This window comes from Wenzhouxiangella sp. AB-CW3, assembly GCF_014725735.1.
Classification (GTDB): Bacteria; Pseudomonadota; Gammaproteobacteria; order Xanthomonadales; family Wenzhouxiangellaceae; genus Wenzhouxiangella.
In genome coordinates, this window is sequence record NZ_CP061368.1 from 2,308,009 (window position 1) to 2,332,768 (window position 24,760).

Below are 24,760 nucleotides of genomic sequence, written 5' to 3' on the forward strand. Positions count from 1 at the left end.
CTACCAGGACAGGGAAAAGTCCCACCGGACGTGGTTGTCGTCACGCCCCTCGGCGTCTTCGGTATGCTCGAACGAGGCCGACATGCCGGCATTCATTCCCGGCACGAAGTGCTCGATCCAGTCGCTGAAATCCAGCAGCAACGACAGACTCTCACGCCCGATCGGAGTGGCCTCCGGCACGAACCAGAGTGGATCATGGGTCTGCATCCAGCGCGCCGTCATGGCAAAGCGCTGCAGTTGGCGGCGAAGCTGCAGATCCACCGCCCAGCGTGACTCGTCCTTCATGACCTCTGCCTGATAGGACCGGCCTTCGGCCTGTCGCATGGCCACATCAGCCTCAAGCTCCCAACCCTGGACAACGTGCTGCTGACGAAAGCCCAGTTCGTAGCCGGACGCATCCTCGGGCAGGCCGTACCTTGCGACCTGAGTTTCGACCCGGTTGACGTGAATGGCACTGCCCATTTCATCGCCCAGACGCCACTCCAGTCCACGGGCCTGTACCGGCAGCTCTTCAATGCCCCGATTGGGTGCGCGCACCACACAGTCACTCTGAGAAACATCCAGCAAGGATTCAAACCCGGGCGAGATCATATCGGTAGGCATCTGCACACGGCCTTCCAGGCTGCAGTCAAGCGTCCGATTTCCAGACGCTTTGTACCGCGGGGGGATCCACTCCACCTGAAATTTCAAGGGCTCGGGGTCCCAGGCCAGGTGAGCGCGGGCAGACTCCTCACGGCGCTGCCCATCCAGTGTCAAAACGGCCGCCTCCTGCTGGTCGAAGCCCAGACGAAACGGGGCACCCAGACGACCCGGGGTTGAGACGCGCACGGCATGTTCCACCGACTGTCGCGCAATCTGGGTAGGCAGCGACTGCCCTTGCCGGTATCCCTTGCCCACGTTGCGCATCAGCTCGCCGCTGGCGACCGAGTAACGCGAGCGGAACTCAACCAGATCCTGCGCCAGCTCAGCTCGCACATCGGTTTCGACCAGATGCTCGCTTTCCGTAACCTGTGCCGGATGAGCTTTCAGAGGCACGTCCGCTCGCGCCTCGAGGGCAAGCGGCGGCTCGGGCACGGCCTCACCCTGCTGACCGGTCGAGGCGCAAGCGCTCAACACGATCACCATCAGTGATATCGCCACGCACTGAAATCGATCCATGTCCTCTATTCGCTGGTTCGAATTGTTGTGGAAAACAGCTCCGGATGGTGACGGGGTTTCAGGCGTCAGATCCGAAACTTGCAGGCAAAAGCATATCTCATTTCTCCAGCGAATTCATGCCATCGACCTAAATCGGGAGCACCGAACACCAGCAGCGTGAAGCGCATCACAATTCATCTACCCGGCAAGCATATAGTGACCGGCCGCGCCCTGCCCAGTGACCCATGTAAGGCTCAATCCGCCTGCGCCGCAACAACCCGGTTGCGTCCCTGCGACTTGGCCTCGTACATGGCCTGGTCGGCGCGCTGATAGAGGTCCTTGGTGGACTCGCCGGACTGACAGGCGGCCAACCCGATCGACAGCGTCAACGGATAGCGGTTCTCCTGAAACTCGAATCCTGTCTCAGACAAGCGCGCGCGGAGTCGCTCAGCCCAGCACAGGGCTTCCTCGAGACTGGTTTCCGGCAACAGAACCACGAACTCTTCACCGCCAAAGCGCGCGGCATGATCGGTCTCTCGAAGCGTATCGCGCAGAATGTCGGCAAACTGGACCAGGGCAGTATCTCCCCCATGATGCCCCAGCTGATCATTGATCAGCTTGAACTCGTCAAGGTCGCAAACTGCCAGGCAAAATGGCCGACCATAGCGCTCGAAACGGGCACTTTCATACTGCATCCGGCGTTCGCTACTGTGTCGGTTAGGCAGCCCGGTCAGCGTATCGGTATTGGCCTCTTCTCGGGCGCGAGCCAGGCGCTGGCGCAATTGCCCGGCCTCCTGCTCCATCTCCTTCATGCGCTTTTCCATGACCTGAAGACGTTGCTCAGCGGCTTTCCCGGCCTTTTGCTCAAGCTGCTTTCGCCGATCGAGATGGCGGCTGATCCGGCGCAGCCTATCGTGAATGGCTTCACTAAGCTTGCCCAGCTCCGGCCCGCGATCGATGACGTCCCGAATTCTGCCCAGGTCCGAGGCCAGCGCCGCGTCAACTTTCTCGCCAGCCTGAACCCGGCGCTCACGATGCTTGCGTTCATCATTGAAATACGATTCAAGTTCGGACAGTCTGCCGAGCACAAGCTTCAAAAAGTTGCGAAGCGCCTCGCGTTCAGCGACAACTGAAGACTGGTAGTCCGACAGCAGTTCGGCCAGGTCACCCAACCAGTGGCCAATCCCATCGATGTCAGCAAATCGCCCCGACGCCGTATCCACCAGCGCCCGGGCTCGCTCGACCAGAGTCTCGGGCAAGTCCACCGAATCAATCACCTGGCTGGCAAGCCGGGGGGACAGGCTGGGCTTCTTTCGCGATCGCTTAGTTTCAACGGCCTCGTGGGTGCGAGCTGCACCGAAGTCCGCATCGGCTTTTGAAGGGCCGGGAGTCGCCTTCCAGGCCGCTTGCTCGGCTTTCTCAATGGCATCCTCGACCAGCCCGGCCAGTTCCTTGCATACCGGCACAACTGCCTGAACTCCCTCCTGATCCAGACGTTGGCGCATGGCCATCAGACTGGTTTGATCGAGCTGCCCGGCGAGGCGATCAATCAGCCCGCGCACTGCCCTGGGCTCGGATCGAGACTCACGGCCAAAATAGCCGGAGAATCGCGAGAACATCCCTTTCCGCTGAGAAGGCCGCTCAACGCCCGTGATATCGCGCATTCGCGATTCAAGCAGGGCTGCAGTCTTGACCAGCTCATCACGGCTGGCCGTCGGAATTCGCGATCGCAGGGATGCAAGCACACCGTCACCCGGATCATGCGATTTGAGCAACTGCAGCCATTGCAGTAACACCCGGCGAAGCAGACTATCCAGGCCCTCACTGCGCGACGGGAGACGCATTTCCTGATCAGCCTGGCGACGGAGAAAGTGGCGAAGTGCTTCTATTTCGCGGTCGATAGCTTCCGAGTCACCGTTGGAACGAGCCTGACGGCGGATGGACTGAAGATGCTGATTGAGTGTCGAATCACTGCCGAGCCCCGCCATGGCCACGTGGGCCACCGCACGCCGCAGTCGCAACTCAATCTCCCTTGCTTCGCGCCCCTGGGATTCAAGGCTGTCGAGAACCTCCCGGTAACGCTGCTCCCAGTAACGTGCCGATGACGGTTTACCGCTCATATCTTCGGATCGACCCATTTGCGACAGGCGTGAATTCTGACACGGTGCCAGTCCCTCTTAGTGAACGGAGAAGCATCGCCGTTGTTCAACGCAGATGTCAACCCGCAACAGGTTACTCCGACCGTTGCTGACATCAGCAGCATTCGACCTCCACGCTGCTGTCCCGCAAATGCCGTGCAACAAATACCGCAGGTATTTCGTTGCCGGGTTAATGATAATCAAGTCGTCTTCATTGTACTCGGCCATTGACAGAAACAGCCTATGACTGAAAAATTCAGCCATTCGGCAGCCTCCTGCTCCGCCAGAAGCGACTCCAGCGTGGTTTCAACAGGCTCTCGCCCATCACTTGCGCACAACAACCCCACTCCGTACGGGCCCAGATAGACCAGGCGGCTCTCCGCATCCAGCACTGCCGCAGAAGGACTGCTCAGTTCTGGCAAATCCTCGACCACGATAACTTTTCGCGCCAGGGGGAAGTGCTCTTTTGCCGAAGCTTTCCAGGCATATCCCGGAACCACGATCCCGAATTCGATGCCGCGCCCGGAGTAGACCTCCATGACCTCTTTTGCATGAGATTGACTGAAACGAGTGCAGCCACACCCCGGATCCCAGAAATGGAGCAAAAGCCCGACCTCGCTTCGTACAGCCAACGGATCTGAAATCAACCCCGAGATGCTGGAAGCATCAAAAGCAACCAGATCCTCTTCCAGAAAGACTCGCACATCCCTGAACTGATAGAACCAGAAGACCCCAATCATTGCCACCACCCAGCACCCCACCAGGACAGCGGCCAACACTCTCTGACGTGACCGGGCAAGAGAAATCGTCGCTTTCAACTCCTTCACCCGTCAGTATGTGACTTCAGTTCTCGTGCCACGGATTGCATCTCCCGTGCGGTTAGAGCCAGTTTCTCCGCCAACTCCGCACTCCCCCGGGCTGTCTGGTTCAGCTCCCGAGTAGTTGAGTTGATCTGCTGCACTGCCGAGGACTGCTGATGGCTTGCTTCCGTGATCTCGGAGATCAACCGGGTTGTTCGATTGATCGATGGCACCAGGTTTTTGAGAAGCTTGCCCGCTCGCTCCACGGTCTTCACTGAAGCCGAGGACACCTCCCCAATATCGCGTGCCGCCAGCTGGCTCCTTTCTGCCAGCTTTCTGACTTCTGCAGCCACCACGGAGAATCCCTTGCCATGCTCGCCCGCACGAGCGGCCTCGATCGCGGCATTCAGCGCCAGCAAATTCGTCTGGTAGGCAATCTCATCGATGATCTGTATCTTCGTCGATATGCTCTCCATTGCATCGACCGTCTGCGTCAAAGCCTCCTCCCCTTCTGCAGCTTCGCTAGCCACGGACTTCGAAAGCTGTTCGGTTTCCGAAGCACTCTCCGCATTGCTGGAGATGGATGAGCTGATCTCGTTGATGGAATTCCCGATGGTCCCGAAACTCTCTGCTTGCTGGGCCGTCGATGTCGACATCTTCTCGGCGGTGGAGGACAAGTCGGAGTTGAACTCAATAAGCTTGCCAATCGCCAGCTCGACATCCGCCATCAACGAAGCACGCTTTTCTCCCAGCGCCTTGCTCAAGCGTTCGCTCTTCAACATTGCATTTCGCGACAGAATGAAGTCCCCAGCCATCTTGTTTGCGAGGAGAACCGTGGCAACAGTCTGAAATACGACGTATGCAGCATGGACAAACACGATACCCAGACCTGACAGCTCAGCGAACACGAAGACGCCGAAACCCTGCGCCTGGAGAAAGTAAAATGTCAGGTGATGAATGGCCGCCACGAGAGCACCCGTGACCAGAACACGCCAGTCCAGGTAGTAGATCAGAATAGCGAGGAGCACAAAAAAGCCAAAGTGCAACTCGATCATTCCATGACCCTGGTGCACATGGAGTGCGGTGAAAGCCATGAATGCGGCGGCCATGTACAGCCGCGTGATCAAGGCCCCACCCTGAGCTAACGTCAGAAACGCCCCCAGCGCAATGGTCGGAATGGACACCAGCAATGCTTCGGTCCAGGTAGAGTGCCAATCGGCAAGCGCAAGGCTGAGCACCCCGAGAAGGACCAGAATACCCAGCATGATCTGGTCGCCCTTGCGCCAGTAATCGGCAAAAACAACCGAATCCAGCCTGTTCCACTGCATTGCTCGATTCTCCACAAACGTCATCGGCACCCGGGTTACAAGCGATGCGGCGTGCATAACCCACAGTCGATGGCTCATTCCCGCACGGGCGGTTTCCCGGCGTTCCGGCGATCGGCTTTTATAGCGGCTGCGAGAGCAGAGTCTTGAGTTGAACGGGCGGTTGTTATTGGCGGATGGAGTTAAAAAACTACTAATTCTACTTTGTCATGTTCCATTCAATGTAAATCAGTTACTTAGGTCAAGCGGTGTCTTTGGCTCTGCTGCCGGTCCTGACCTTCGTTTGGCTGAGTCTATGGCTGCCTGACGTCTTCGGTGACGTTCTATCATCATTGCTTTTATGTCTTGACGGTCCATCTTGCGTGCAGGCAATGTTTGGCAAAGCATGATCTGAATGTCATAGCAACTCAACAGCGGATAGGTCTCGGAATTGATCATGCGCTCCTGAAGCATGAATTGCTGGGCCATCATGACCAGCGCCATGTGCCGATGCCAGGAAAGCCACTTACGGGCTTGATAATGACTCATGCCCATGTGGCTCTTGGCATCCTGAAAAGCTCGTTCAACCCAAAATCGCTGGGCTTGCATACGACCCAGTGTCGATAGACTGACATCGGCTGGCGCATTGCTCAGGCTGTATTTGATCGTATTGGGTTTACCGATTTCACGGCGGCACAACAAATGCCACTGTTTGGTGGTTGAGGACTTCTTGTCCCAGAGCCAGACCCGAGCACAAAGGAGGTCGACAGTTAATGGTCCCCGTTCACTGTCGCGCAAAGTCGTCCGACTCCATGCGCTGTCCGGCTGATCCGCCACCCACTTTCCGACTTCGACCGACTCTTGATCACTACACAGTCGTCGTCTCGGCCGACCTTTACCGGGCGTGCTGGCTGGAACGTAGGGAGCTGGATCCTTCAGGTAGATATGGCGGTCCTTGCGCACGTCAGCGACAAACGTTTCACCTTTCATATCAAGATCTTGCAATAGCCTGAACGATGAGCCATAGACCGCATCCATGCCCACCCACTCAAACCGAACCCCGTTGACACGCGCCTGCTCCACAATCTCCATTGCCAGGTCAGGCTTGGTCTTGTGGACTCGCTCCCCGTGCGGAATACCGGCCTTGGCACAGCGCTTCGGATCGTTAGTCCAGACCGTGGGTAGATAGAGCCGGGCATCAATCAGACTGACATGTTTGCCCTTGCCCAGCGCACCGAATACGCCGACCTGGCAGTTATCCGTCTTGCCCAGCCGGCCATTCCACTGACGAGCCACACCCACCGAATGCTTGCCCTTCTTAGCAAAACAGGTTTCATCAATGTAGAGCCCAGACCCCTCATCACCACCGACCCAATCATTGGCATCCCGCGCTACCTGATTCATCACCGCACGGTGACTCCACCCCGAGTAACTCAGAAAGTTCTGAAGAACCTGGCTATCGCTGTCAGGAACCACCTCTGCCATGCGTTCCATGTTTCTTTTCGGGGATTGAATCAGTCCGCTGAGGTATTGTTTCGCTTGACGGCTGACATTGTGATTGCCGGACCGGAAACAGCCGTCATAGGTGTCGTAAAACCCGTCATAACGACCCGACATCGGATCGAATAACTGGTCATCACAAATCCCGTTTTTTGAGTTACTGTTTGAATTTCTGGAAGCTCATCCTGTTTGCTCTTCCACTTCGGCCTGATACGGTCCATTGTACATAAACTATTGATTTATTGGAAGATCAACGTGACAAAGCAGAACTAAGGAAGCTGCCACAAATGAATGTAATAGCATTGTTTTTTATGTGCCGGTGGACGGATTGCTGCGCCCGCCTACGGCGGGCTTGCCCTTCGGGCTGAACTGCTATGCAGTTCAGCGAGCTCGCGGCTGCGCCGCTCGGTTCGAACCGAATTGTTTATTGTCGGCGGTTCGAATTGAGCCATCGCCAACGAAGGTGCCACAAGTAGTTGTAAGGGCTTTGTTTTTTTAATGGTGCCGGTGGACGGATTGCTGCGCCCGCCTGTGGCGGGCTTGCCCTTCGGGCTGAACTGCTATGCAGTTCAGCGAGCTCGCGGCTGCGCCGCTCGGTTCGAACCGAATTGTTTATTGTCGGCGGTTCGAATTGAGCCATCGCCAACGAAGGTGCCACAAGTAGTTGTAAGGGCTTTGTTTTTTTAATGGTGCCGGTGGACGGATTCGAACCGCCGACCCACGCATTACGAATGCGTTGCTCTACCGACTGAGCTACACCGGCACGGGTGCAAGGTGGTTTTGCGCGAAAGGAGCGGAATTATACCGGTTTCGCGGTCGGGATGTCACCACTTCGCCTCTTCAGCCGGTGTTCTGCAATCCTTGGGCGATGCCGTGAACGCTCTCGATCAGCGCCAGTTCCAGTTTCTCATCCTGTTGATTGCCGGCACGCCAGCGTTGCAGCAGGTCCACCTGGGTGAAACTCATTGGGTCGACATACGGGTTCCTCAGCAGAATCGAGCGCTTGAGGGTTGGATCCTTGTCCAGCAGCTCGTCCTGTTGCTTGATGCGACAGATCAGTTCACGGGTGCGGGCGAACTCCTGCTCGATGGTCGGGAAATAGCGCTCGCCCAGGTCGCCGGCCAGGGCCGCGTAATGACGACCGATGCCGATATCGGCCTTGGCCATGGCCATTTCCGCATCCGAAAGCAGGTTGGAAAAGAACAGCCACTCCCGCACCATTTCCTCTACCGACTCGATGCCAATCTCGTCGATAAGACCTTGCAGCCCGCTGCCAAGACCGAACCAACCCGGCAACCCTTGCCGGGACTGGCCCCAGGCGAATACCCAGGGGATGGCGCGCAGGCCCGAAATACCGGCCTGCTTGGCTCTTGAGCTGGGTCGCGAACCGATGCGTAGCCGCTCGATGACATCGATCGGGGTGGCCAGCCGAAAGTAGTCGCTGAAGTCCTCATCGCCGTAGACCAGGTCGCGGTAGGCAGTACGTGACAGTTTGGCCAGCCTGGCCGCGGCCTTGCGCCACGGACCCGCTTCGCTGTCGGGATCGCTGTCCACGAAACCGGCCTTGATCACGGCACCGGTCGCCTGCTCCAGGTTGCGCACGGCAATGGTACGCAGGCCGTATTTTCGATGGATGACTTCTCCCTGCTCCGTGATACGCAGGCGCCCACCCACCGAGCCGGCCGGAGCGGCCAGCACCGCACTGGGTGTCTTGCCGCCACCACGGCCCACCGTGCCGCCACGACCATGGAAGAAGGTGATCCTGATGCCCTGACTTTCAAACAATGCCAGCAAGCGGCGCTGGGCGTCCTGCAACGACCACCGCGAGGCCACCATGCCACCGTCCTTGTTGGAATCCGAGTAACCCAGCATGACGGTCTGACGATTGTCGCGCGCTTCGAGCAACTCCCGCCAGATCCCGAGTTTGAGCAGGCCGTCCATCACTCCCTCGGCAGCAGCCAGATCATCCACGGTTTCAAACAGTGGAACGATATCGAGATGATCCCGGCCAACACCGGCGGCCCGGGCAACAAACCAGGCCGCCAGGATATCGTCGGCGTTGCGGCTCATGGATATGATCAGGGTCGTGATGGAGCGGGCCCCAAAGGTCTCGTGAGCACGCGCTGCCGCCGCCAGGAGCTTGTAGACTGGGTGACTGGCGCCACTCTTCTCGCCATCGGGAATGGCATCGTCGGCAAGCCGTTCCCCCAGCACCCGGGTGCGTTCGGCAGGTTCGCGATCGGGCCATTGCGCGTCGTCAACCAGCTCCGCCACGGCTTCGTGAAGATCACCGGAATCAATGCGCAGATCCAGCGCAGCCAGATGGAAACCGAATATATCCACCCGCCTGAGCAGCCGTTCAAGCGGAAAAAGACCGGCACGTTGGCCGCGATGTGTCTTGAGACTGTCGACAATCAGTTGCAGGTCCGCGGCGAAGTCACTTGCTGCCGGGTAGGCCATTTCGCCGGAGTCGCGAGTGGCGCGCAACCGTGCCTCGATCAGGCACAACAATACCCGGTAGGGCATCTCGGCATGCCGCGCCGGGATCATCTCGGCGACCCCGGGCAACTGGCTGCGGTACCGCCTGATGCGCTCCAGCACCTCGGAACTGAAACCGACCCGCCCTTCGGTCTGACTCAGCAGTCGATTGAGTCTGCGTATTTCGCGCAGGTAATTGTCGATGACCTGACGTCGCTGCTCGGTGAGCGTTTCCATCACCGTATCGCCCGAAACATTCGGGTTGCCGTCCATGTCGCCGCCGACCCAGGATCCGAATCGCAGCAGCGAAGGCAACTCCCCCGGTCCAGGCGCCACGCCCCAGGCGCGTGTTGCGGCCTCGGCCAGATTCTCGTGCAGCACGGGGGCAACCCGATACAGCACGTTGGCCAGGTAGTAGTGCGCATGCTCGGCCTCGTCGGCCACACTGGGACGATTGCGCGACTGCTCCGCGGTCTGCCAGGCAATGGTCTGCTCCATGCGCACCCGGTCGATCAGTCGACGAGACGCGTTTGCCGAGAGTCCTGGATCGAGGCGCTGGACCAGGTAGCGCGCCATTCGCTGTTCCTTCTCCAGTATCGAGCGTCGCGTCGCTTCTGTCGGGTGCGCGGTAAAAACCGGCTCCACGCACAGCGATTCCAGCATCCGACGAACCGATTCCCAGTCCCTGCCCTCGTTGGCCAGCGACTCGAACACGTCTGCCAGAGAATCGGGCTGAACCCCTTCCCCGGCGGCCATGTACTCACGCCGACGCCGGATGCGGTGAACCTGTTCAGCCAAATTCACCATTCGAAACCAGGCGGCGAATGCGCGCGTGAATGCCCCGGCCTCTTCGGCATCCTCCATTCTGCACTGCGCCAGAATCTCGCTGCCATCATCCTCGCCCAGACGTCGGGCAATGGCGGCCGAACGGGCCGTTTCAACACGCTGAAACAACGTATCGCCACACTGCTCCTGAAGCAGCTCGCCAATCATCGCGCCAAGCAGGCTGACGTCATCTCTAAGGGCCTGGTGTTCGGTCGGAAAGTCGATCTGGTCTCTACGCATGCAGTCTCGTCATTTGGCTGGACAAGCCTGAATTATGCATCACCCATCCGGTAAACTTCGCGCTTTCGGACAGATTGCCGCTCGTCGACCCGCATTCCGGATACCAGTCGAACCATGACCAGCCTGAACAGCACCAAATCAACCAGCGAACTTCGCGTCATGGCCGAGCTGACCCTGCTGGGTGCCATCTGGGGAGGCTCTTTTCTGCTGATGCGCGTGGCGGCTCCGGAGTTCGGCCCCCTGGCGCTGGTCGAGTTGCGGCTGGCGTTTGGTGCTCTGGTATTGCTGCCCTTTGTCTACCGCGCCCGCCGCCAGCTCGAGGGGCGCTGGGTCACCCTGTTTCTGATCGGCATCATCAACTCCGCCGTCCCATTTCTGCTTTTTGCCTGGGCCACCGCCGTGGCACCGGCTGCCATCGCCGCAATTGCCAACAGCATGACGGCCTTGTTCGCAGCACTGATCGCCGGGTGGATGTTCGGCGAAAGGCTGGGGCCTCGCCGCTGTATCGGCCTGCTGGCCGGAATGGCCGGGGTGATCGTGATGGCCGGCATACCCATGGCCGGCGTTCCGGTTGGATGGGCTGCACTTGCCGCCACTGCCGCAGCGCTGTGCTACGGTTTTTCCGGCAATCTGGTTCGCCGCTACCTGGGCGGATTACCGCCAGTGGCACTGGGAGGCGCCACCCTGGCCTGCAGTGCCCTGCTGGTGCTGCCGCTGGCCCTCCTCTATTGGCCCGAACATGATATCTCCCCTGCCGCCTGGGGTAGCGCCATCATGCTGGGAGTGTTGTGCACTGGCATAGCCTATGCCTTCCTGTTTCGCCTGCTTGATCGCATCGGCGCGGCTCGAACCGCAACCGTGACTTACCTGGTGCCGCTGTTCGGCGTGGCGTGGGCATGGATCATCCTGGGCGAACCGTTGACAACCGGCACTCTGATTGCCGGCATCCTGATTCTTGGCGGGGTTGCGCTGGGCCAGTCCCGCCAACCCGCACCGGCAGCGCTCAAGCAACCCCGGGCCTGATAGCCGGCAGCCTGACCATGGATCGAAAGACTTCACATCGCTATCTGCCGCCCGAGCACGAACTGGAAGAGCGTTTCATATTGACTGGCGGACCGGGCGGGCAACACGTCAACCGCACCGAGACCGGCGTGCAGTTGCGCTACGACGTAAACGCATCGACGTTCGCCACCGCACCGGTCAAGCGCCGCCTGCTCAAGCTGGCTGGCCAGCGCGCCGATTCTGCCGGCGTGATCACCATCGAGGCCAAGACGCACAGAAGCCAGCACCGCAACCGAGAAGATGCCCGCCAACGCCTGGCCGCACTGATAGAGCGAGCCCACCAGAAACCCAAGAAACGCATCAAGACGAAGCCGACCCGCTCGGCGAAGAAAAAACGCCTGAAACAAAAGCGCCACCGCGGCCGCATAAAGCAGGCCCGTGGAAAACCAGGGATGGATGAGTAATTGGTCGTACGTCGACCGATTATCCTTTCCCTCTCCCGTCTCCCGTCTTCCACCTTTTACCTTTTACCTTTTACCTCTCACCTCTAATCCATCCACCCATATCTCCCCACGCATATAATCCACCGCCTGCCCGACGAGTATCACCCGGTCGTCGACCAGCCGGCAGCGCACCGTGCCACCACGCGCGGACAACTGCCGCGCGACCAGTTCCTTCCGACCCAGACGCTGCCCCCAGTAAGGCGCCGACTTGCAGTGTGCCGACCCGGTCACCGGGTCTTCATTGACATCCAGTTTGGGATAGAAGCAACGACTGACAAAATCCCACTCCCTGCCCGGGGCGGTAGCAATGACGCCGCGCCGGTCAAGCCGTTTCAGGGCGGCGAAATCGGGCTCCAGCATGCGCACCTGCTCTTCAGACTCGAAAACGGCGAGGTAATCGGGTGCGGCCAGCAACTGCTGTGGCCTGCATCTCAGCGCTTCGGCCAGCGCGGGCAGAACATCGACCGGCTCGGCCGGTAACGCCGGAAAGTCCATCGCCAGACCATCGTCGCAACGCCGTACCCGCAACTCGCCGCTGCGCGTATCGAAGCGAAGTTCATCGCCGTCATGACCGAGATGCTTGAACAGGACATGGGCCGTGGCCAGGGTGGCATGACCGCACAGATCCACTTCGGCACGCGGCGTGAACCAGCGCAACTCGACACGATCGCCGGCCGGCACGAAGAACGCCGTTTCCGACAGGTTGTTCTCCATCGCGATGGCCTGCAGCACATCATCGTCCAACCAGTCATCAAGGGGCACGACGGCTGCGGGGTTTCCCTCGAAGACCCGCTCGGCAAAGGCATCGATCTGAAAGATTTGCAATGGCATAAGTGTCATATTAGCCCGGCACGAATGTAGATCGCATTCGTGTCGGGTCAACAATTTCCGTTCTGAGGCTGGCGACATTATGCGACACTTCGTCTGCCCGAAAAGCGCAATCGCTCATGAATGACGACCACGACCCCACCCGGACCGATGACACCCAACGCTATGCGCCGCTGGTACTCAACCTGGGACGTGCCCTGCTGCATGTCGGTTCGCCGGCCCATCGTCTGGAATCGGCCATGCAGATCATGGCCGATCGTCTCGGGCTGAAAGCCGAGTTCTTTTCGACTCCCACCGCGCTGATCGTTTCACTGGGCGACAGTCATCAGCAGCAGACTTTCCTGGTCCGGTCCGAACCCGGATCGGCCAACCTGGCCAAACTGTCCGACCTGTCGGCGGTCATGGAGGAACTGGCCGATGGACGCATCGATCCGGAAACGGCCGACAAGCGCGTGCGCGCCATCGACACGGCCCCCCCGGAATACGGCTGGTGGTCGGCCATTGCCGCATTCGTGCTGATCGGGGGTGGCGTTGCCTCCCTGCTCGGGGGCGGATGGCGAGAAACGCTTCTGGCCGCCCCGCTGGGCGCGGTGGCCGGCCTCACCGTGATCTGGATGCGCCAACACCTGGAGCGCTCACGCCTGATCAATCCCCTGGCCGCTGCCCTGATCACCTTCCTGGGAACCCTGTGGTGCGGCTTCGATGCCCAAACGGCACTAATGCCGGCCATCATCGCCGCAATGCTGCCACTGCTGCCGGGCATGGACATGACCACGGCATCGCGCGAACTGGCCACGGGACATGTCGTGTCCGGTTCCTCCAGGCTGGCCTTCGCGGTTATGATCTTTGCCCTGCTCGCGTTCGGCATGGTGCTCGGAGGCATGGCCGGACAGGCCATTGTCGGGCCCATCGACCTGGCCGAAGCCTCACCCCGGCCCACCTGGCTGCCGTTCGCCGGCGTGCTTGCCGGCGCGGCCGGGCTGATGCTGCTCATCCAGGCACATCGGCGCGACTGGATATGGATCCTGGCCGCCTGCCTGATCGCCTGGAGCGGGGCCAACGTCGGTGTCTGGCTGGGGGCGCCGGTCATCGGTGCATTCATCGGTGCGCTGGCCATTGGCATGGCCGGCAACTTGTTCGTGCATTTTACCCGCCGCCCGGGATCGATCATGCATATCCCGGGGCTGATCCTGCTGGTGCCCGGCAGCATCGGCATGCGCAGCCTCGCCGCTCTGCTCGGCGACGACATCGTTTCGGGCATCGAAACGGCCATGCTCGCCGGCATCATCGCCGTGGCCCTGACCACGGGCATGATCCTGGCCAGCATCCTGCTGCCGCCGCGCACCACGCTGTAAGATGACACCAGGACGGACGAGGAACAACAACATTGCCCCATGAGCATCGATATTCACAAACCGCACGACAAGACTCTGGAAGAAGCCCAGCAGGTGGCCGACGAGCTGGCCCAGGACCTGGCTGAAAAATTCGACATCGAATATGGCTGGGACGGCGACACCATCGTCTTCGAACGCTTCGGGGTGCACGGGGAGATCGACGTCGATGAAGAAGCGGTGCACGTACGTGCCCAGCTGAACTTCCTTCTGACCTATCTGCAGCCGAAAGTCGAGGCCGAAATCCATCGCTATCTGGACGAGCACTTCGCCTGACACCGGCCATACCCCCGGGCCGGCGCGAAATCAGAGCGATTCCAGGTAGCGCCTGCCCTGAATCATGAGCTCATGCATGGCCGTGTCATCCGGCGAATCTGCGGCCTCGCGAATCGACTCGATGGCCTCAAGCAAGGCGTCACGGGCAATGTGCCCATGCTCGTTGAGGTTCTGGATTTCGTAGTAGAGCGCGGGGTTTTCGCCGGCCACGTCGCGGGCAATTTCGAGCTGACGCCGGAAAGTGGTGCTGGAGATTCCTGCCAGTTGTCCGGCCTCGATGCCCGATCGCACCAGTGCAGTGAAGAAGGCGATATTGAGTGCATGCGATAACCCCAGCACCAGCGCAATCAGCTGGTCATGCTGCTCAAGCGGGATGTCGACCATTTCGGCCATGGTGTCCGAAAACAGCGCCGTCACCTCGTTGACTGCCGCCGGGCAGCCAACATCCATCACCAGCACATGCCGACCGGACAGGAGTCGCGTATCCGGGCCGAACATCGGGTGCACGGCACAGACCGCAAGCCCCGACCGCGCTGCCGACCGCAAACTGTCGATCAGCGGCGTCTTGATCGAACCGACTTCGAACACAAGCCCCGGAACCCTGCGCTGCGCCAGCTCATCGATAATGGCCGGGGTCTGCCTGAGCGGCGCCGCGACAACAATCAGTGAGACATTCAGCGGGGCTTCCCGCCAGTCGGAAAAATGCTTCTCGTGGCCATCGTTTAGCGCCGGATCGGCCAGCAGCACTTCGTAGCCCTGGTTGTCCAGGAAACTGGCCAGCCAACGCCCCATGCGGCCGGCGCCACCAATCACCAGTGCGCTGTGACCATCGCCCCGCCCGGCAAAGCGCACGCGCTCCTGTTCCTGACGGGTCAGCGAGGCATCGATGAGGCGTCGAAAGAGCGATTCGGCCAGTGTCGGATCCAGATCGACCGATCGGGCCCGAGCCCGCACCAGTTCCAGCACCTGCCTTTCGCGCCGGAAATCACGCAGCTGCTGTCCACGTCCCTGCTTGAAGCGTCCGATCTCGGAGACCAGCTGCTGACGACGTGCCGCCAGCTCGACCAGACGGGCATCCACCTCGTCGAGCTGATCGCGCAGTTCTCTCAATCCCGCTGGCGTGTCTTCGGTCATGACTCAGGCCCGGCTCATGAACTCGCCGGTCTCGGTATTGACCTTGATCTTCTCACCCGGCGTGATGTAGTCAGGAACCATGACCTCGATACCGGTTTCCAGCGTGGCCGGCTTGTTTGACTTCGTCGCGGTCGCCCCCTTCATGACCGGCGCGGTATCCGTGACCTCCAGCACCACCGACTGTGGCAAATCGATGGCCACGGGCACATCATCGATGAGCAGCACGAATATGCCGCCAAGCCCGTCGGTGATGTAGCCGGCCGCCTCGCCAACATCCGCCTCCGACACCAGGTGCTGGCGGAAGTCCTCGTCATCCATGAACACGAATCCGTCGGCATCGCGGTAGGAGAAACTGCTCTGTCGACGCACCAGGTCGGCCTCGCGCAGCACATCATCCCCCTTGCAGGTCAGCTCCCGGCGCTCTCCGCCAGGAATGCCGTGCAGCTTGAAGCGAAACAGCGTGCCGCCGCCCCGGGCGGTGGGTGCTGAACGATCGATCTGACGCACGGCATAGACCGTCCCATCATGTTCGATGACGTTTCCGCGCTTGATTTCGCTGGCTCTGGGCATAATTGATGGACTCCCGATATGGCTTGTGATTCTGACCGGCCCGAGAGATTACACCGAATCCGGGATCAAATGGAGCCTACCGACCTGGCAGTGTGCTATCTTCACTACGGTCAAATTGACCAGAGTTTGCCCACCCTACGGACCACAGAGCCCGCGCGGTAATGTCCTGATGAGAGCACTGATCGTCGACCATTCAAGGGTCTTTCGCGCCATCTGGCAGCGATTGGCGGCCCAGGCCGGCCACGAGCCGATGATGGTCGAATCAGCGGCCAGCGGCCTGGCCCTGCTGAAACGCCAGCCGGCTGATGTCGTATGCGTGTCTCGTTCACTGCCCGATGGCGACGGCATCGAGTTTGCCCGGCAGGCCCGTCAATTGCCCCACGGCAAGTCCGTGCCCATCATCCTGCTGACCTCCTCGACCGACAAGCGCATCCACCGGCGTGCTTTCGAAGCCGGCATCACCGACATTCATGCCCGCACCCGCATCGAGGAGCTTTTCAAGCGTATCGACCGCTTCACCCGGGAGCGCGATCAGCCCCTGACGGGTCGTGTGTTGTACGTAGAAGACAGCGTCACGGCCTCGAGAATCATGATTCACGTCATGCACAAGATGAGCCTGGACGTGGATCACTTCCGCAGTGCCGCCGAGGCGCTGGAGGCATTCGATCCGGAACGCCACGACCTGGTCATCAGCGACATCCTGGTCGAAGGCGCCATCAGCGGTATCACCCTGGTCAGCCGACTGCGCGAGAAACATCCCGACAAGACCGAACTGCCCATTCTGGCCATGTCGGGAATGGAAGACGACGCCAGACGTGTAGAGCTCTTCCGTCTTGGCGTCAACGATTTCATCAGCAAGCCGGTCATCATGGAAGAAGCGCGGGCGCGCATCGGCAACCTTGTGGTCAACAAGCAGCTGTTCGAACGGGTCAAGAAACAGCGCAAGCAGCTTTACGAGCTGGCCATGACCGACGCGCTGACCGGGCTCTACAATCGCAACTCGCTCAGTGAGTTCGGCAGCAAGCTGGAATCCTCGGCACATCGACGCGACATGCCGCTGAGCATCATCCTGATCGATATCGACCATTTCAAGACCATCAACGACCGCCACGGTCACCTGGTGGGCGATTATGTACTGCGCGAGATCGGCGAAATGCTGGCTGCCTCCTGCCGGGAAGAAGATCTCGCGGTTCGTTTCGGGGGTGAGGAGCTTCTGCTGGTACTGCCCTGGTGCCCGCTGGCGGATGCCAGCCGCAGGGCCGAGCAACTGCGTGAACGCTTCGAAACGCTGGAACCGGCCGGCATACCGGTCACTGCCAGCTTCGGTGTCAGCGCCCTGGAGGCTGGCCGGACTTCCAGCCTGGAAAGTGTGATCAATGCCGCCGATCAGGCCGTCTACATCGCCAAGTCATCCGGTCGCAACCAAGTAGTCACCCTGACGCTTGCCGAGGCCCGGGCACGCGAGGCATCGAACGACAACGACGGCGTATTTTTCATCGATGATGAGCAATCAAACCGGGCCTGAGCGCGCACGACCCATCACCCAGACCCTTCGCCGCAGCTTCTGGCTGAGCTTGGTCACGGTGGCCATCCTGCTGGCCGCCATCTGGTTTGGCGGCCGCGCCTGGATGGAGCGATCCGTCATGCCCTACACCGGCGAGCAACCCTTGCCGGGTCTGAGCCAGGACGTCAAAATCCTGTTCGACGACCGTGGCATACCCCGTGTTTACGGAGAAAGCGACACCGACGTTCTGCAGACACTGGGGTGGCTGCATGCGGGCGAGCGTCTGTTCCAGATGGAACTGATTCGCCGCCTGACCCGGGGCGAACTGTCTGAACTGGTCGGCGCGGTGGCACTGGAGATCGATGAACTGCATCGCTCCTTCGGGTTCGCGCGGCGGGTTGCAGAAGAACCCATCGACCTCGCTCCCGAATCACACGCATGGTTGCAGGCCTATGTCGATGGCATCAATGCCTACATGGACCATACAGACGCCTTGCCGCCGGAGTTTCTCTTTCTGGGCCAGAAGCCTGAACCCTGGTCGGTGGACGATGTACTGGCCATTGCCTATTACCAGACCTGGTACCCGACCACCCTGGTCCAGCGCATCAGCATGGCCTGGCGAGAACTGGTCGACCTGCACGGTGCAGCCGCGGCTGAGTGGCTGTCTTCGGATTTTGCCTGGCAGCGCACGACCCTTCCCGGCGGGCGCATGAGCGAGGGCTCCAATACCTGGACTCTGGCACCGGAGCGCTCCGAGTCCGGACAGGCGCTGCATGCCGCTGACCCGCATCTGGAATACGACCAGGCGCCGGGCATGTGGTATGCCGCCGGACTGCATTCGCAAGAAAGCCTCGACGTCATTGGAGTCACAGTCCCCGGGCTGCCTCTCGTGGCCATGGGTCACAATGGCCGCATTGCATGGTCGTTCACCGTGGCCCCGGTGGATGTCTTCGAAACCTATCGCTTCGAACGCCACCCGGAACAGCCTGATCGGGTCCGCGGACCGGATGGCTGGGAGCCACTGATCGAACGCAGCGAGACATTCAGGATTCGCGACCAGGAATCCGTCGAACGGGTTCAGTACTTTACTTCTCTTGGCCGTGTTGCCGAACTCACCGACGAGTTCGCCCTGGTGGTGCAATGGGCCGGATTTGAATTACCGATTGGTCAGCTGATGGAAAACGGCTTTGCCATCAAGCGGGCCACCGACTTCGACCACTTCCGAGCCGCTGCCAGCGACATGGGGGCCATGTCGGTCAACTGGTCGTATTCCGACCGGGAAGGCAACATCGGCTATGTTCAGTCCAGCCCGGTGCCGGTCAGGCAACATGAGCAGTTTTTCGGCGTCCTCGATGCCGACAACCCCGACCATATCTGGGACGGATTTCATCCACCAGACACCCGCCCCTGGGCACTCAACCCGGAGCGCGGCTGGCTGGCCAACGCCAACAATGCGGCGGTGGGAGACAATTGGGACTATCCCGTGCCCGGGTATTACAAGCAGCTCAGGATACGGCGCATCAGCGACCTGCTGAACTCCGGCACACGCTTCAGTCGCGACGACATGAGTGCGTTTCAGCTCGATCGGGTCTCCGACCGCGCCCTGAGCTGGAGCCCCTGGCTGGCGGAGCTGGCCAGGGCATCCAATCGCAGCCGTCTGGCCGATGACATCGAGGCCTGGGATGACAACATGCGGGCCGACAGCGACATCGCCGGGCTGTTTGCCCGCTGGTTCAACTATCTAGGCCCGGCCATCGCCCGGCAGGACGAGTCAATTCCTCCGGGCGACATGCAAATGCTGATCGACGAGTGGCTTCACACCGGAGACCAATCGCCACTGGCCCATATCGATCGTGAACAGGCAGGCCTGGACGCCCTGGAGATGGCCCTGAAGGCCGGCATCCGGCCGCTGGGCGGCGTTCAGCAACTGCATGTGCGGCACGCGATGGCCGACAACCCCGTTCTTGATCGCTGGCTGCGACTCAGTCGGGGCCCCTTCCCGATCGGCGGCGATCCGGGCACGCTGAACGTCAGCTATGCCGTTTTCGACGCCGACCAGGCGACCCTGCGATCACGCGCCGGCCCTTCGATGCGCTATGTCCTCGACTGGTCCGATCCCGACAGCTTTCGGCTCAACCTGACGACCGGGCAATCCGGGCATCCATCCAGTCCGCACTTCGACGACTTTCTGGAAGACTTCCTCAGCGGCCAACCATGGATCGTACCCTGGAGCCGCGAGGCCGTTGAGCAGCGCAACCATCGCGTATTGCGATTGACCCGCGAATAATACCCGCGCGTGATACCCGCGCTTGGGCGTGGTCTGATTTGCCAATTGGTGCTGCGCCGCACACAATACCTGCTTGCACTTTCACAACCGACAAGATCTCACCAGCTCCGATGAAATACATTGCCTGCACCTTCCTGCTACTGTCGCTTGCCGTTGCCGGCCAGGCCGAAACACCTACCCTGACGCTTGACCGAATATTCGACAGCCCGGATCTGTCCGGACCCACCCTGCGTGATGCGCGACTGTCTCCGGCCGGAGACCGGGTCACTTTCCTGCGTGGTCGCGATGACGACCGCGGCATGCTGGATTTGTGGGAATACCATGTCGATGACGATCGGACCCGCATCCTGGTCGCTGCCGATGACGTGGTGGAAGATGAGGGCGAGCTGTCGGCAGAAGAGCGGGCCCGTCGCGAACGCGCCCGCATTGCCGATCTCAGCGGCATCGTCGAATACCGCTGGTCGGGCGATGGCCGTTTCCTGCTCTTCCCGCTGGGCGGCGACATCTACGTGCTCGACATGACGGCCGAGGAGCGCGAGGTGCGGCAAGTCACCGAATCGGAGGCATTCGACACCGACCCGCAAATCGCGCCGGACGGCGAGCATGTGGCTTTCGTGCGCAATCGCGACCTGTGGATTGCCCGCATAGACGATGGCAGCGAGACCCGGCTGACCGACGATGGTGACGAAGTCATCGCCAACGGCGTGGCCGAGTTCATCGCCCAGGAAGAGATGGGCCGTTCGACCGGCTACTGGTGGTCGCCCGACAGCCGCCACATCGCCTTCCTGCGTATCGACGAGTCGCCCATCGACGTGACCCTGCGCTACGAGATCGAGGCCGGCGACATCACCATGATCGAACAGCGCTATCCCTATACCGGAACCCCCAATGTCACCTATCGCCTGGGTGTTGCCGACATCGAGACCGGCTCGATTGAATGGATCGATCTCGGCGAGGAAGAAGACATCTACATCCCGCGAGTTGACTGGTTACCTGGGGGCGAGCAACTGAGCTTCCAGCGCCAGAGTCGTGACCAGCAAACCCTGGAGCTGATGATCGCCACGCCGGGTGAGGGTGCTCCGGAGGTCGTGCTGACCGAAACCGAGGATACCTGGATCAACCTGCACGACGATCTGCACTTTCTCTCCGACATGCCGGCCTTCATCTGGTCTTCTGAGCGCAATGGCTACCGCCACCTCTACCTGTACGGTCTCGATGGCGAGCTGATCCGGCCGCTCACCGCCGGCGACTGGGCCGTCGATGCGCTGGAAGGTGTGGACGAAGAGCTGGGTATGATCTATTTCACGGCGGCCGAAGTCTCGCCCCGCGAGAAGCACCTATACCGACAGTCGCTGGTCACCAGCTCGCCGGAAATCGTCTCGCGCATCTCGCGCCGCGGTGGCTGGCATGAAGTCAGCATGGACCGGGAGGCCCGCGTCTACGTCAATACCTTTTCCAGTGCCAGTCAGCCACCCCAACTGGCCCTGCATTCGGCCGACGGCGAGCGCATCGCCTGGCTGGTGGAAAACCGCGTATCGGGCGATCACCCATATGCCCGCTACCGCGACGCACACCGCCCCACCGAATTCGGTGAACTGGTCGGGCCGGATGGACAATCGCTGCACTACCGCCTGATCCGGCCGGCCGGATTCGATCCCGAGAAGCGCTATCCGGTCTTCATGCACATCTATGGCGGCCCCACCCACCGGTTGGTAACCGATTCCTGGTCACGCAGAATTCTCATCGACCAGTACATGGCTCAGCAGGGTTATGTCGTGTTCTCGCTCGACAATCGCGGCATCGTGCGCCAGGGCAAGGCATTCCAGGATGCCGCCTACCTGCGCCTGGGGCAGATCGAGATGATCGACCAGATGGTCGGTCTGGACTGGCTGCGAGCCCAGGATTTCATCGACCCCGAGCGGATCGGCATCTTCGGCTGGAGCTACGGAGGCTACGTCGCCCTCATGGCCCTGGCCCAGTACCCGGGTGAGTTCGCCGCTGGTGTCGCCGTCGCCCCGGTGACCGACTGGCGCCTCTACGACACCCACTACACCGAACGCTACATGGGTACGCCCCAGGACCAGCCCGAAGCGTACGAAAAGGGCGATGTGCTCACCTATGCCGACCAGATCGAGGACCAGTTGCTGCTCATTCACCCCATGGCCGACGACAACGTCCTGTTCACCCACTCCACGCTGCTGATGCAGGAGTTACAGGAAAACGTCATCCCCTTCGATCTGATGACCTACCCCGGCGAGAAGCACGCCATTGCCGGCGATGCGCAGCGGCGTCATGTCTACAAGACCATCACCCGGTTTCTCGACCGGGTCCTGCTGCCAGGTGAAAAATGACCACCATAGGCACGCCTGAAACACCCACCGCCACCCGCGTCATTCTGCTCGGCTCCGGCGAGCTGGGCAAGGAAGTGGCTATCGAGCTGCAGCGCTTCGGTTGCGAGGTCATCGCGGTGGACCGCTACCCCCATGCGCCCGCCATGCAGGTGGCCCATCGTCACCATGTCATCGACATGCTCGACGGCCAGGCCCTGCACGGCATCGTCGAGCTGGACCGTCCGCACCTGATCGTGCCGGAAATCGAGGCCATCGCCACCGACACCCTCCAGTTGCTCGAAAGCGAGGGTTACACCGTGGTGCCGACAGCGCGGGCCGCGCACCTGACCATGAACCGGGAGGGCATTCGGCGGCTGGCGGCCGAAGAACTGGACCTGCCGACCTCCAGCTACCGCTTCGCCGATGACTACGCGACCTTCGAGAAAGCCGTCGAGGCAATCGGCCTGCCCTGCGTGGTCAAGCCGGTCATGTCGTCCTCGGGCAAGGGTCAGAGCCTGATCCGGCGCAAGAGTGACATCGACAAGGCGTGGAAATACGCCCGATCCGGCGGCCGTGCCGGCGAGGGCCGGGTCATCGTCGAGGGCTTCGTGGACTTCGATTACGAGATCACGCTGCTGACCGTGCGTCATACCGGCGGCACCAGTTTCTGCGAACCGATCGGCCACACCCAGGTCGACGGCGACTACCGCGAATCCTGGCAACCGCAGCCGATGAGCGAGATGGCCCGGCTGGAAGCCGAGCGCATCGCCGGCGAGATCACCACCGCGCTCGGCGGCAGGGGCCTGTTCGGCGTCGAGCTGTTCGTCAAGGGCGACAAGGTCTGGTTCAGCGAAGTCTCGCCAAGACCCCACGACACCGGCCTGGTGACCCTGATTTCCCAGAACCTCTCGGAGTTCGCCCTGCACGCGCGCGCCATCCTCGGCCTGCCCATCGGGCACATTACCCAGCTCGGCCCCAGCGCCTCGGCCGCCCTGCTGGTCGAAGGCCAATCCGACCGCGTGCAGTTCGAACACATCGACAAGGCCCTGACAGAACCCGATACCGATCTGAGATTGTTCGGCAAACCCGTCGTCGAAGGCAAACGCCGCATGGGCGTCACCCTGGCACGCGGCAAGAGCATCGACGAAGCCCGCAAGAAGGCGACGAAGGCAAGGGATGCCATCGGCGTCAAACTTTAAGGTTCTAGGTTCTAGGTTCTAGGTTCTAGGTCCGTCTACCGTCTCCCGACTTCAATCCACGATGTTGATCTTCGGCATCCGCACTTTCGTCTCGCGTGACTGGGTGGACAGGCGGCCGGCGACGGCGCGGGCGATGTCGCGGAAGCGCTGGGCGGTGGGGCTCTCGGGTTCGGCCACGACGATCGGTCGGCCTTCGTCGGTGGAACGACCGATTCCCGCCTGCAGCGGCAACTGACCGAGCATGGGTACGCCGGTTTCCGCGGCGATCCGTTCGCCACCGCCGGTACCGAACACGGCCTCCTCATGGCCGCAATTCGAGCACACATGCGTGCTCATGTTCTCGACCACGCCCAGCACGGGCACCTTGACCTTGTTGAACATGGCCACGGCGCGCCTGACATCGTCCACGGCCACGTCCTGAGGCGTGGTCACGCAGACCGCGCCGGCCACCGGAATGCGTTGCGCCAGAGTCAGCTGAATGTCGCCGGTGCCCGGCGGCAAGTCGACCACCAGGTAGTCCAGCCCCTCCCACTTCGTCTCCGAAACCATTTGCTGCAACGCCTGGGTCGCCATGGGCCCACGCCAGATCATGGCCTGGTCGGTCTCGACCAGCACGCCGATGCTCATGGCCTGCAGGCCGTGGGCCTGCATCGGCAGAATGCGCCGCTCACTGGTCGTTTCCGGTTGCCCCGCAAGACCGAGCATGCGCGGGATGCTGGGGCCGTAGATGTCGGCATCCAGCACGCCGACCGATGCCCCCTCGGCCATGAGCGCCAGCGCGATGTTGGCGCTGACGGTGGACTTGCCCACCCCACCCTTGCCCGAGGCCACGGCGATGATGTTGCGTACTCCGGGGATGGGCTCGAGTCCGCCCTGCACGGCATGCTGGGGAATCTGCCAGTCGACATCGACCGTGACCGCCTCGATGCCGTCGACCGCACGCAGGCGGCCCCCGATCAGCTCAGCCAGCCGATCGCGCCAGCCGGCAGCCGGGTAACCCAGACGAATATCCACTGCCGCCCGGTCACCCTGCACGGCCAGACCGCGCACGGCATCGTTCAAGGGCCGACCCGTGTGAGGATCCTCGATGGAACGCAGCAGTGCCTTGAGTTGCTCGGAATCAGGGGATGTCATGTCTGGGCTTCAAAAACTGTTCGAAACTGGGCGCCATTCTAACCGCCCGCGCAGCCACGGACCGCGAAGAAACAGAACTCGACACACCCCCGCCACCTAGCGTCCATAACACCTAACACTTAACACCTAACACCCCCAAAACCACCGAAGCCACCAACACTCAATCCCCCAAACCTGCAA

Annotated in this window: 18 protein-coding genes and 1 tRNA gene; 8 read left to right on the top strand and 11 right to left on the bottom strand. The window is 61.1% G+C overall.

What is annotated here, in order from left to right; all coding sequences use genetic code 11:
• The 7 genes from IC757_RS10055 to ppc form a co-directional block, all read right to left on the bottom strand.
• A complete protein-coding gene (locus tag IC757_RS10055) occupies nucleotides 1–1,158 on the bottom strand; it encodes a hypothetical protein (RefSeq protein WP_190974189.1) in 1,158 nt (385 codons plus the stop codon).
• A 233-nt stretch (nucleotides 1,159–1,391) separates the two neighbouring features.
• Complete coding sequence (locus IC757_RS10060; RefSeq protein WP_223846090.1) at nucleotides 1,392–3,257, bottom strand: GGDEF domain-containing protein; 1,866 nt, start codon at nucleotides 3,255–3,257, stop codon at nucleotides 1,392–1,394.
• Nucleotides 3,258–3,475: 218 nt separating this feature from the next.
• Nucleotides 3,476–4,093, bottom strand: coding sequence for a DUF6436 domain-containing protein (locus IC757_RS10065; protein WP_190974191.1), 618 nt, complete (start codon nucleotides 4,091–4,093; stop codon nucleotides 3,476–3,478).
• A gap of 5 nt (nucleotides 4,094–4,098) precedes the next feature.
• Nucleotides 4,099–5,481: a methyl-accepting chemotaxis protein gene (locus IC757_RS16930; RefSeq protein ID WP_190974192.1), complete on the bottom strand. Its 1,383-nt coding sequence runs from the start codon at nucleotides 5,479–5,481 to the stop codon at nucleotides 4,099–4,101.
• A gap of 147 nt (nucleotides 5,482–5,628) precedes the next feature.
• Entirely contained in the window at nucleotides 5,629–6,996 is a 1,368-nt protein-coding gene (locus IC757_RS10075; protein WP_190974193.1) for an IS701 family transposase, read from the bottom strand.
• 570 nt (nucleotides 6,997–7,566) lie between these two features.
• A tRNA-Thr gene (locus tag IC757_RS10080) sits at nucleotides 7,567–7,642 on the bottom strand.
• A 77-nt stretch (nucleotides 7,643–7,719) separates the two neighbouring features.
• Complete coding sequence (gene ppc / locus IC757_RS10085) at nucleotides 7,720–10,422, bottom strand: phosphoenolpyruvate carboxylase (RefSeq protein WP_190974194.1); 2,703 nt, start codon at nucleotides 10,420–10,422, stop codon at nucleotides 7,720–7,722.
• A 114-nt stretch (nucleotides 10,423–10,536) separates the two neighbouring features.
• Between ppc and IC757_RS10090 the strand changes: the two genes are divergently transcribed.
• Both IC757_RS10090 and arfB read left to right on the top strand, forming a co-directional pair.
• Nucleotides 10,537–11,445, top strand: a complete 909-nt coding sequence (locus IC757_RS10090) for a DMT family transporter (RefSeq protein ID WP_190974195.1) — start codon at nucleotides 10,537–10,539, stop codon at nucleotides 11,443–11,445.
• Nucleotides 11,446–11,462: 17 nt separating this feature from the next.
• On the top strand, nucleotides 11,463–11,888 hold the full coding sequence (arfB, locus tag IC757_RS10095; RefSeq protein ID WP_190974196.1) for an alternative ribosome rescue aminoacyl-tRNA hydrolase ArfB: 426 nt from the start codon (nucleotides 11,463–11,465) through the stop codon (nucleotides 11,886–11,888).
• A 63-nt stretch (nucleotides 11,889–11,951) separates the two neighbouring features.
• On the opposite strand, the gene IC757_RS10100 is transcribed toward arfB, so the two are convergent.
• Nucleotides 11,952–12,758 carry a PhzF family phenazine biosynthesis protein gene (locus IC757_RS10100; protein WP_190974197.1) on the bottom strand — a complete coding sequence of 269 codons (807 nt, stop codon included), beginning with the start codon at nucleotides 12,756–12,758 and terminating at the stop codon, nucleotides 11,952–11,954.
• 116 nt (nucleotides 12,759–12,874) lie between these two features.
• Here IC757_RS10100 and IC757_RS10105 point away from each other — a divergent pair, with 116 nt between their 5' ends.
• A complete protein-coding gene (locus tag IC757_RS10105) occupies nucleotides 12,875–14,110 on the top strand; it encodes a threonine/serine exporter ThrE family protein (protein WP_190974198.1) in 1,236 nt (411 codons plus the stop codon).
• 39 nt (nucleotides 14,111–14,149) lie between these two features.
• Nucleotides 14,150–14,422, top strand: coding sequence for a polyhydroxyalkanoic acid system family protein (locus tag IC757_RS10110; protein WP_190974199.1), 273 nt, complete (start codon nucleotides 14,150–14,152; stop codon nucleotides 14,420–14,422).
• Nucleotides 14,423–14,452: 30 nt separating this feature from the next.
• Here the strand turns inward: IC757_RS10110 and IC757_RS10115 are convergent, their stop codons facing one another.
• The gene (locus IC757_RS10115; RefSeq protein WP_190974200.1) at nucleotides 14,453–15,556 is read right to left on the bottom strand and encodes a prephenate dehydrogenase/arogenate dehydrogenase family protein; all 1,104 of its coding nucleotides are present in this window, start codon (nucleotides 15,554–15,556) and stop codon (nucleotides 14,453–14,455) included.
• A gap of 3 nt (nucleotides 15,557–15,559) precedes the next feature.
• Nucleotides 15,560–16,126, bottom strand: a complete 567-nt coding sequence (gene yeiP / locus IC757_RS10120; protein ID WP_190974201.1) for an elongation factor P-like protein YeiP — start codon at nucleotides 16,124–16,126, stop codon at nucleotides 15,560–15,562.
• Nucleotides 16,127–16,295: 169 nt separating this feature from the next.
• Between yeiP and IC757_RS10125 the strand changes: the two genes are divergently transcribed.
• From IC757_RS10125 to purT, 4 genes are all read left to right on the top strand, one after another.
• Entirely contained in the window at nucleotides 16,296–17,651 is a 1,356-nt protein-coding gene (locus tag IC757_RS10125) for a diguanylate cyclase (protein ID WP_190974202.1), read from the top strand.
• Entirely contained in the window at nucleotides 17,626–19,917 is a 2,292-nt protein-coding gene (locus IC757_RS10130; RefSeq protein WP_190974203.1) for a penicillin acylase family protein, read from the top strand. The genes IC757_RS10125 and IC757_RS10130 overlap by 26 nt, the downstream gene beginning before the upstream one ends.
• Nucleotides 19,918–20,027: 110 nt before the next feature.
• Nucleotides 20,028–22,268: a S9 family peptidase gene (locus tag IC757_RS10135; protein WP_190974204.1), complete on the top strand. Its 2,241-nt coding sequence runs from the start codon at nucleotides 20,028–20,030 to the stop codon at nucleotides 22,266–22,268.
• Nucleotides 22,265–23,446 (top strand): formate-dependent phosphoribosylglycinamide formyltransferase, encoded by a 1,182-nt coding sequence (gene purT / locus IC757_RS10140; protein ID WP_190974205.1) that lies wholly within the window; start codon nucleotides 22,265–22,267, stop codon nucleotides 23,444–23,446. Before IC757_RS10135 ends, purT begins: the two co-directional genes overlap by 4 nt.
• A 51-nt stretch (nucleotides 23,447–23,497) precedes the next feature.
• Here purT and apbC read toward each other — a convergent pair whose 3' ends face one another.
• Complete coding sequence (gene apbC / locus IC757_RS10145; protein WP_190974206.1) at nucleotides 23,498–24,580, bottom strand: iron-sulfur cluster carrier protein ApbC; 1,083 nt, start codon at nucleotides 24,578–24,580, stop codon at nucleotides 23,498–23,500.
• Nucleotides 24,581–24,760 lie beyond the last annotated feature (180 nt).

Coding starts and splice junctions, on each gene's coding strand:
- IC757_RS10055 (WP_190974189.1), bottom strand. CDS start 1,158: ATGGATCGATTTCAGTGCGTGGCGATATCACTGATGGTGATCGTGTTG.
- IC757_RS10060 (WP_223846090.1), bottom strand. CDS start 3,257: ATGAGCGGTAAACCGTCATCGGCACGTTACTGGGAGCAGCGTTACCGG.
- IC757_RS16930 (WP_190974192.1), bottom strand. CDS start 5,481: ATGAGCCATCGACTGTGGGTTATGCACGCCGCATCGCTTGTAACCCGG.
- IC757_RS10075 (WP_190974193.1), bottom strand. CDS start 6,996: ATGTCGGGTCGTTATGACGGGTTTTACGACACCTATGACGGCTGTTTC.
- ppc (WP_190974194.1), bottom strand. CDS start 10,422: ATGCGTAGAGACCAGATCGACTTTCCGACCGAACACCAGGCCCTTAGA.
- IC757_RS10090 (WP_190974195.1), top strand. CDS start 10,537: ATGACCAGCCTGAACAGCACCAAATCAACCAGCGAACTTCGCGTCATG.
- arfB (WP_190974196.1), top strand. CDS start 11,463: ATGGATCGAAAGACTTCACATCGCTATCTGCCGCCCGAGCACGAACTG.
- IC757_RS10100 (WP_190974197.1), bottom strand. CDS start 12,758: ATGCCATTGCAAATCTTTCAGATCGATGCCTTTGCCGAGCGGGTCTTC.
- IC757_RS10105 (WP_190974198.1), top strand. CDS start 12,875: ATGAATGACGACCACGACCCCACCCGGACCGATGACACCCAACGCTAT.
- IC757_RS10110 (WP_190974199.1), top strand. CDS start 14,150: ATGAGCATCGATATTCACAAACCGCACGACAAGACTCTGGAAGAAGCC.
- IC757_RS10115 (WP_190974200.1), bottom strand. CDS start 15,556: ATGACCGAAGACACGCCAGCGGGATTGAGAGAACTGCGCGATCAGCTC.
- yeiP (WP_190974201.1), bottom strand. CDS start 16,126: ATGCCCAGAGCCAGCGAAATCAAGCGCGGAAACGTCATCGAACATGAT.
- IC757_RS10125 (WP_190974202.1), top strand. CDS start 16,296: ATGAGAGCACTGATCGTCGACCATTCAAGGGTCTTTCGCGCCATCTGG.
- IC757_RS10130 (WP_190974203.1), top strand. CDS start 17,626: ATGATGAGCAATCAAACCGGGCCTGAGCGCGCACGACCCATCACCCAG.
- IC757_RS10135 (WP_190974204.1), top strand. CDS start 20,028: ATGAAATACATTGCCTGCACCTTCCTGCTACTGTCGCTTGCCGTTGCC.
- purT (WP_190974205.1), top strand. CDS start 22,265: ATGACCACCATAGGCACGCCTGAAACACCCACCGCCACCCGCGTCATT.
- apbC (WP_190974206.1), bottom strand. CDS start 24,580: ATGACATCCCCTGATTCCGAGCAACTCAAGGCACTGCTGCGTTCCATC.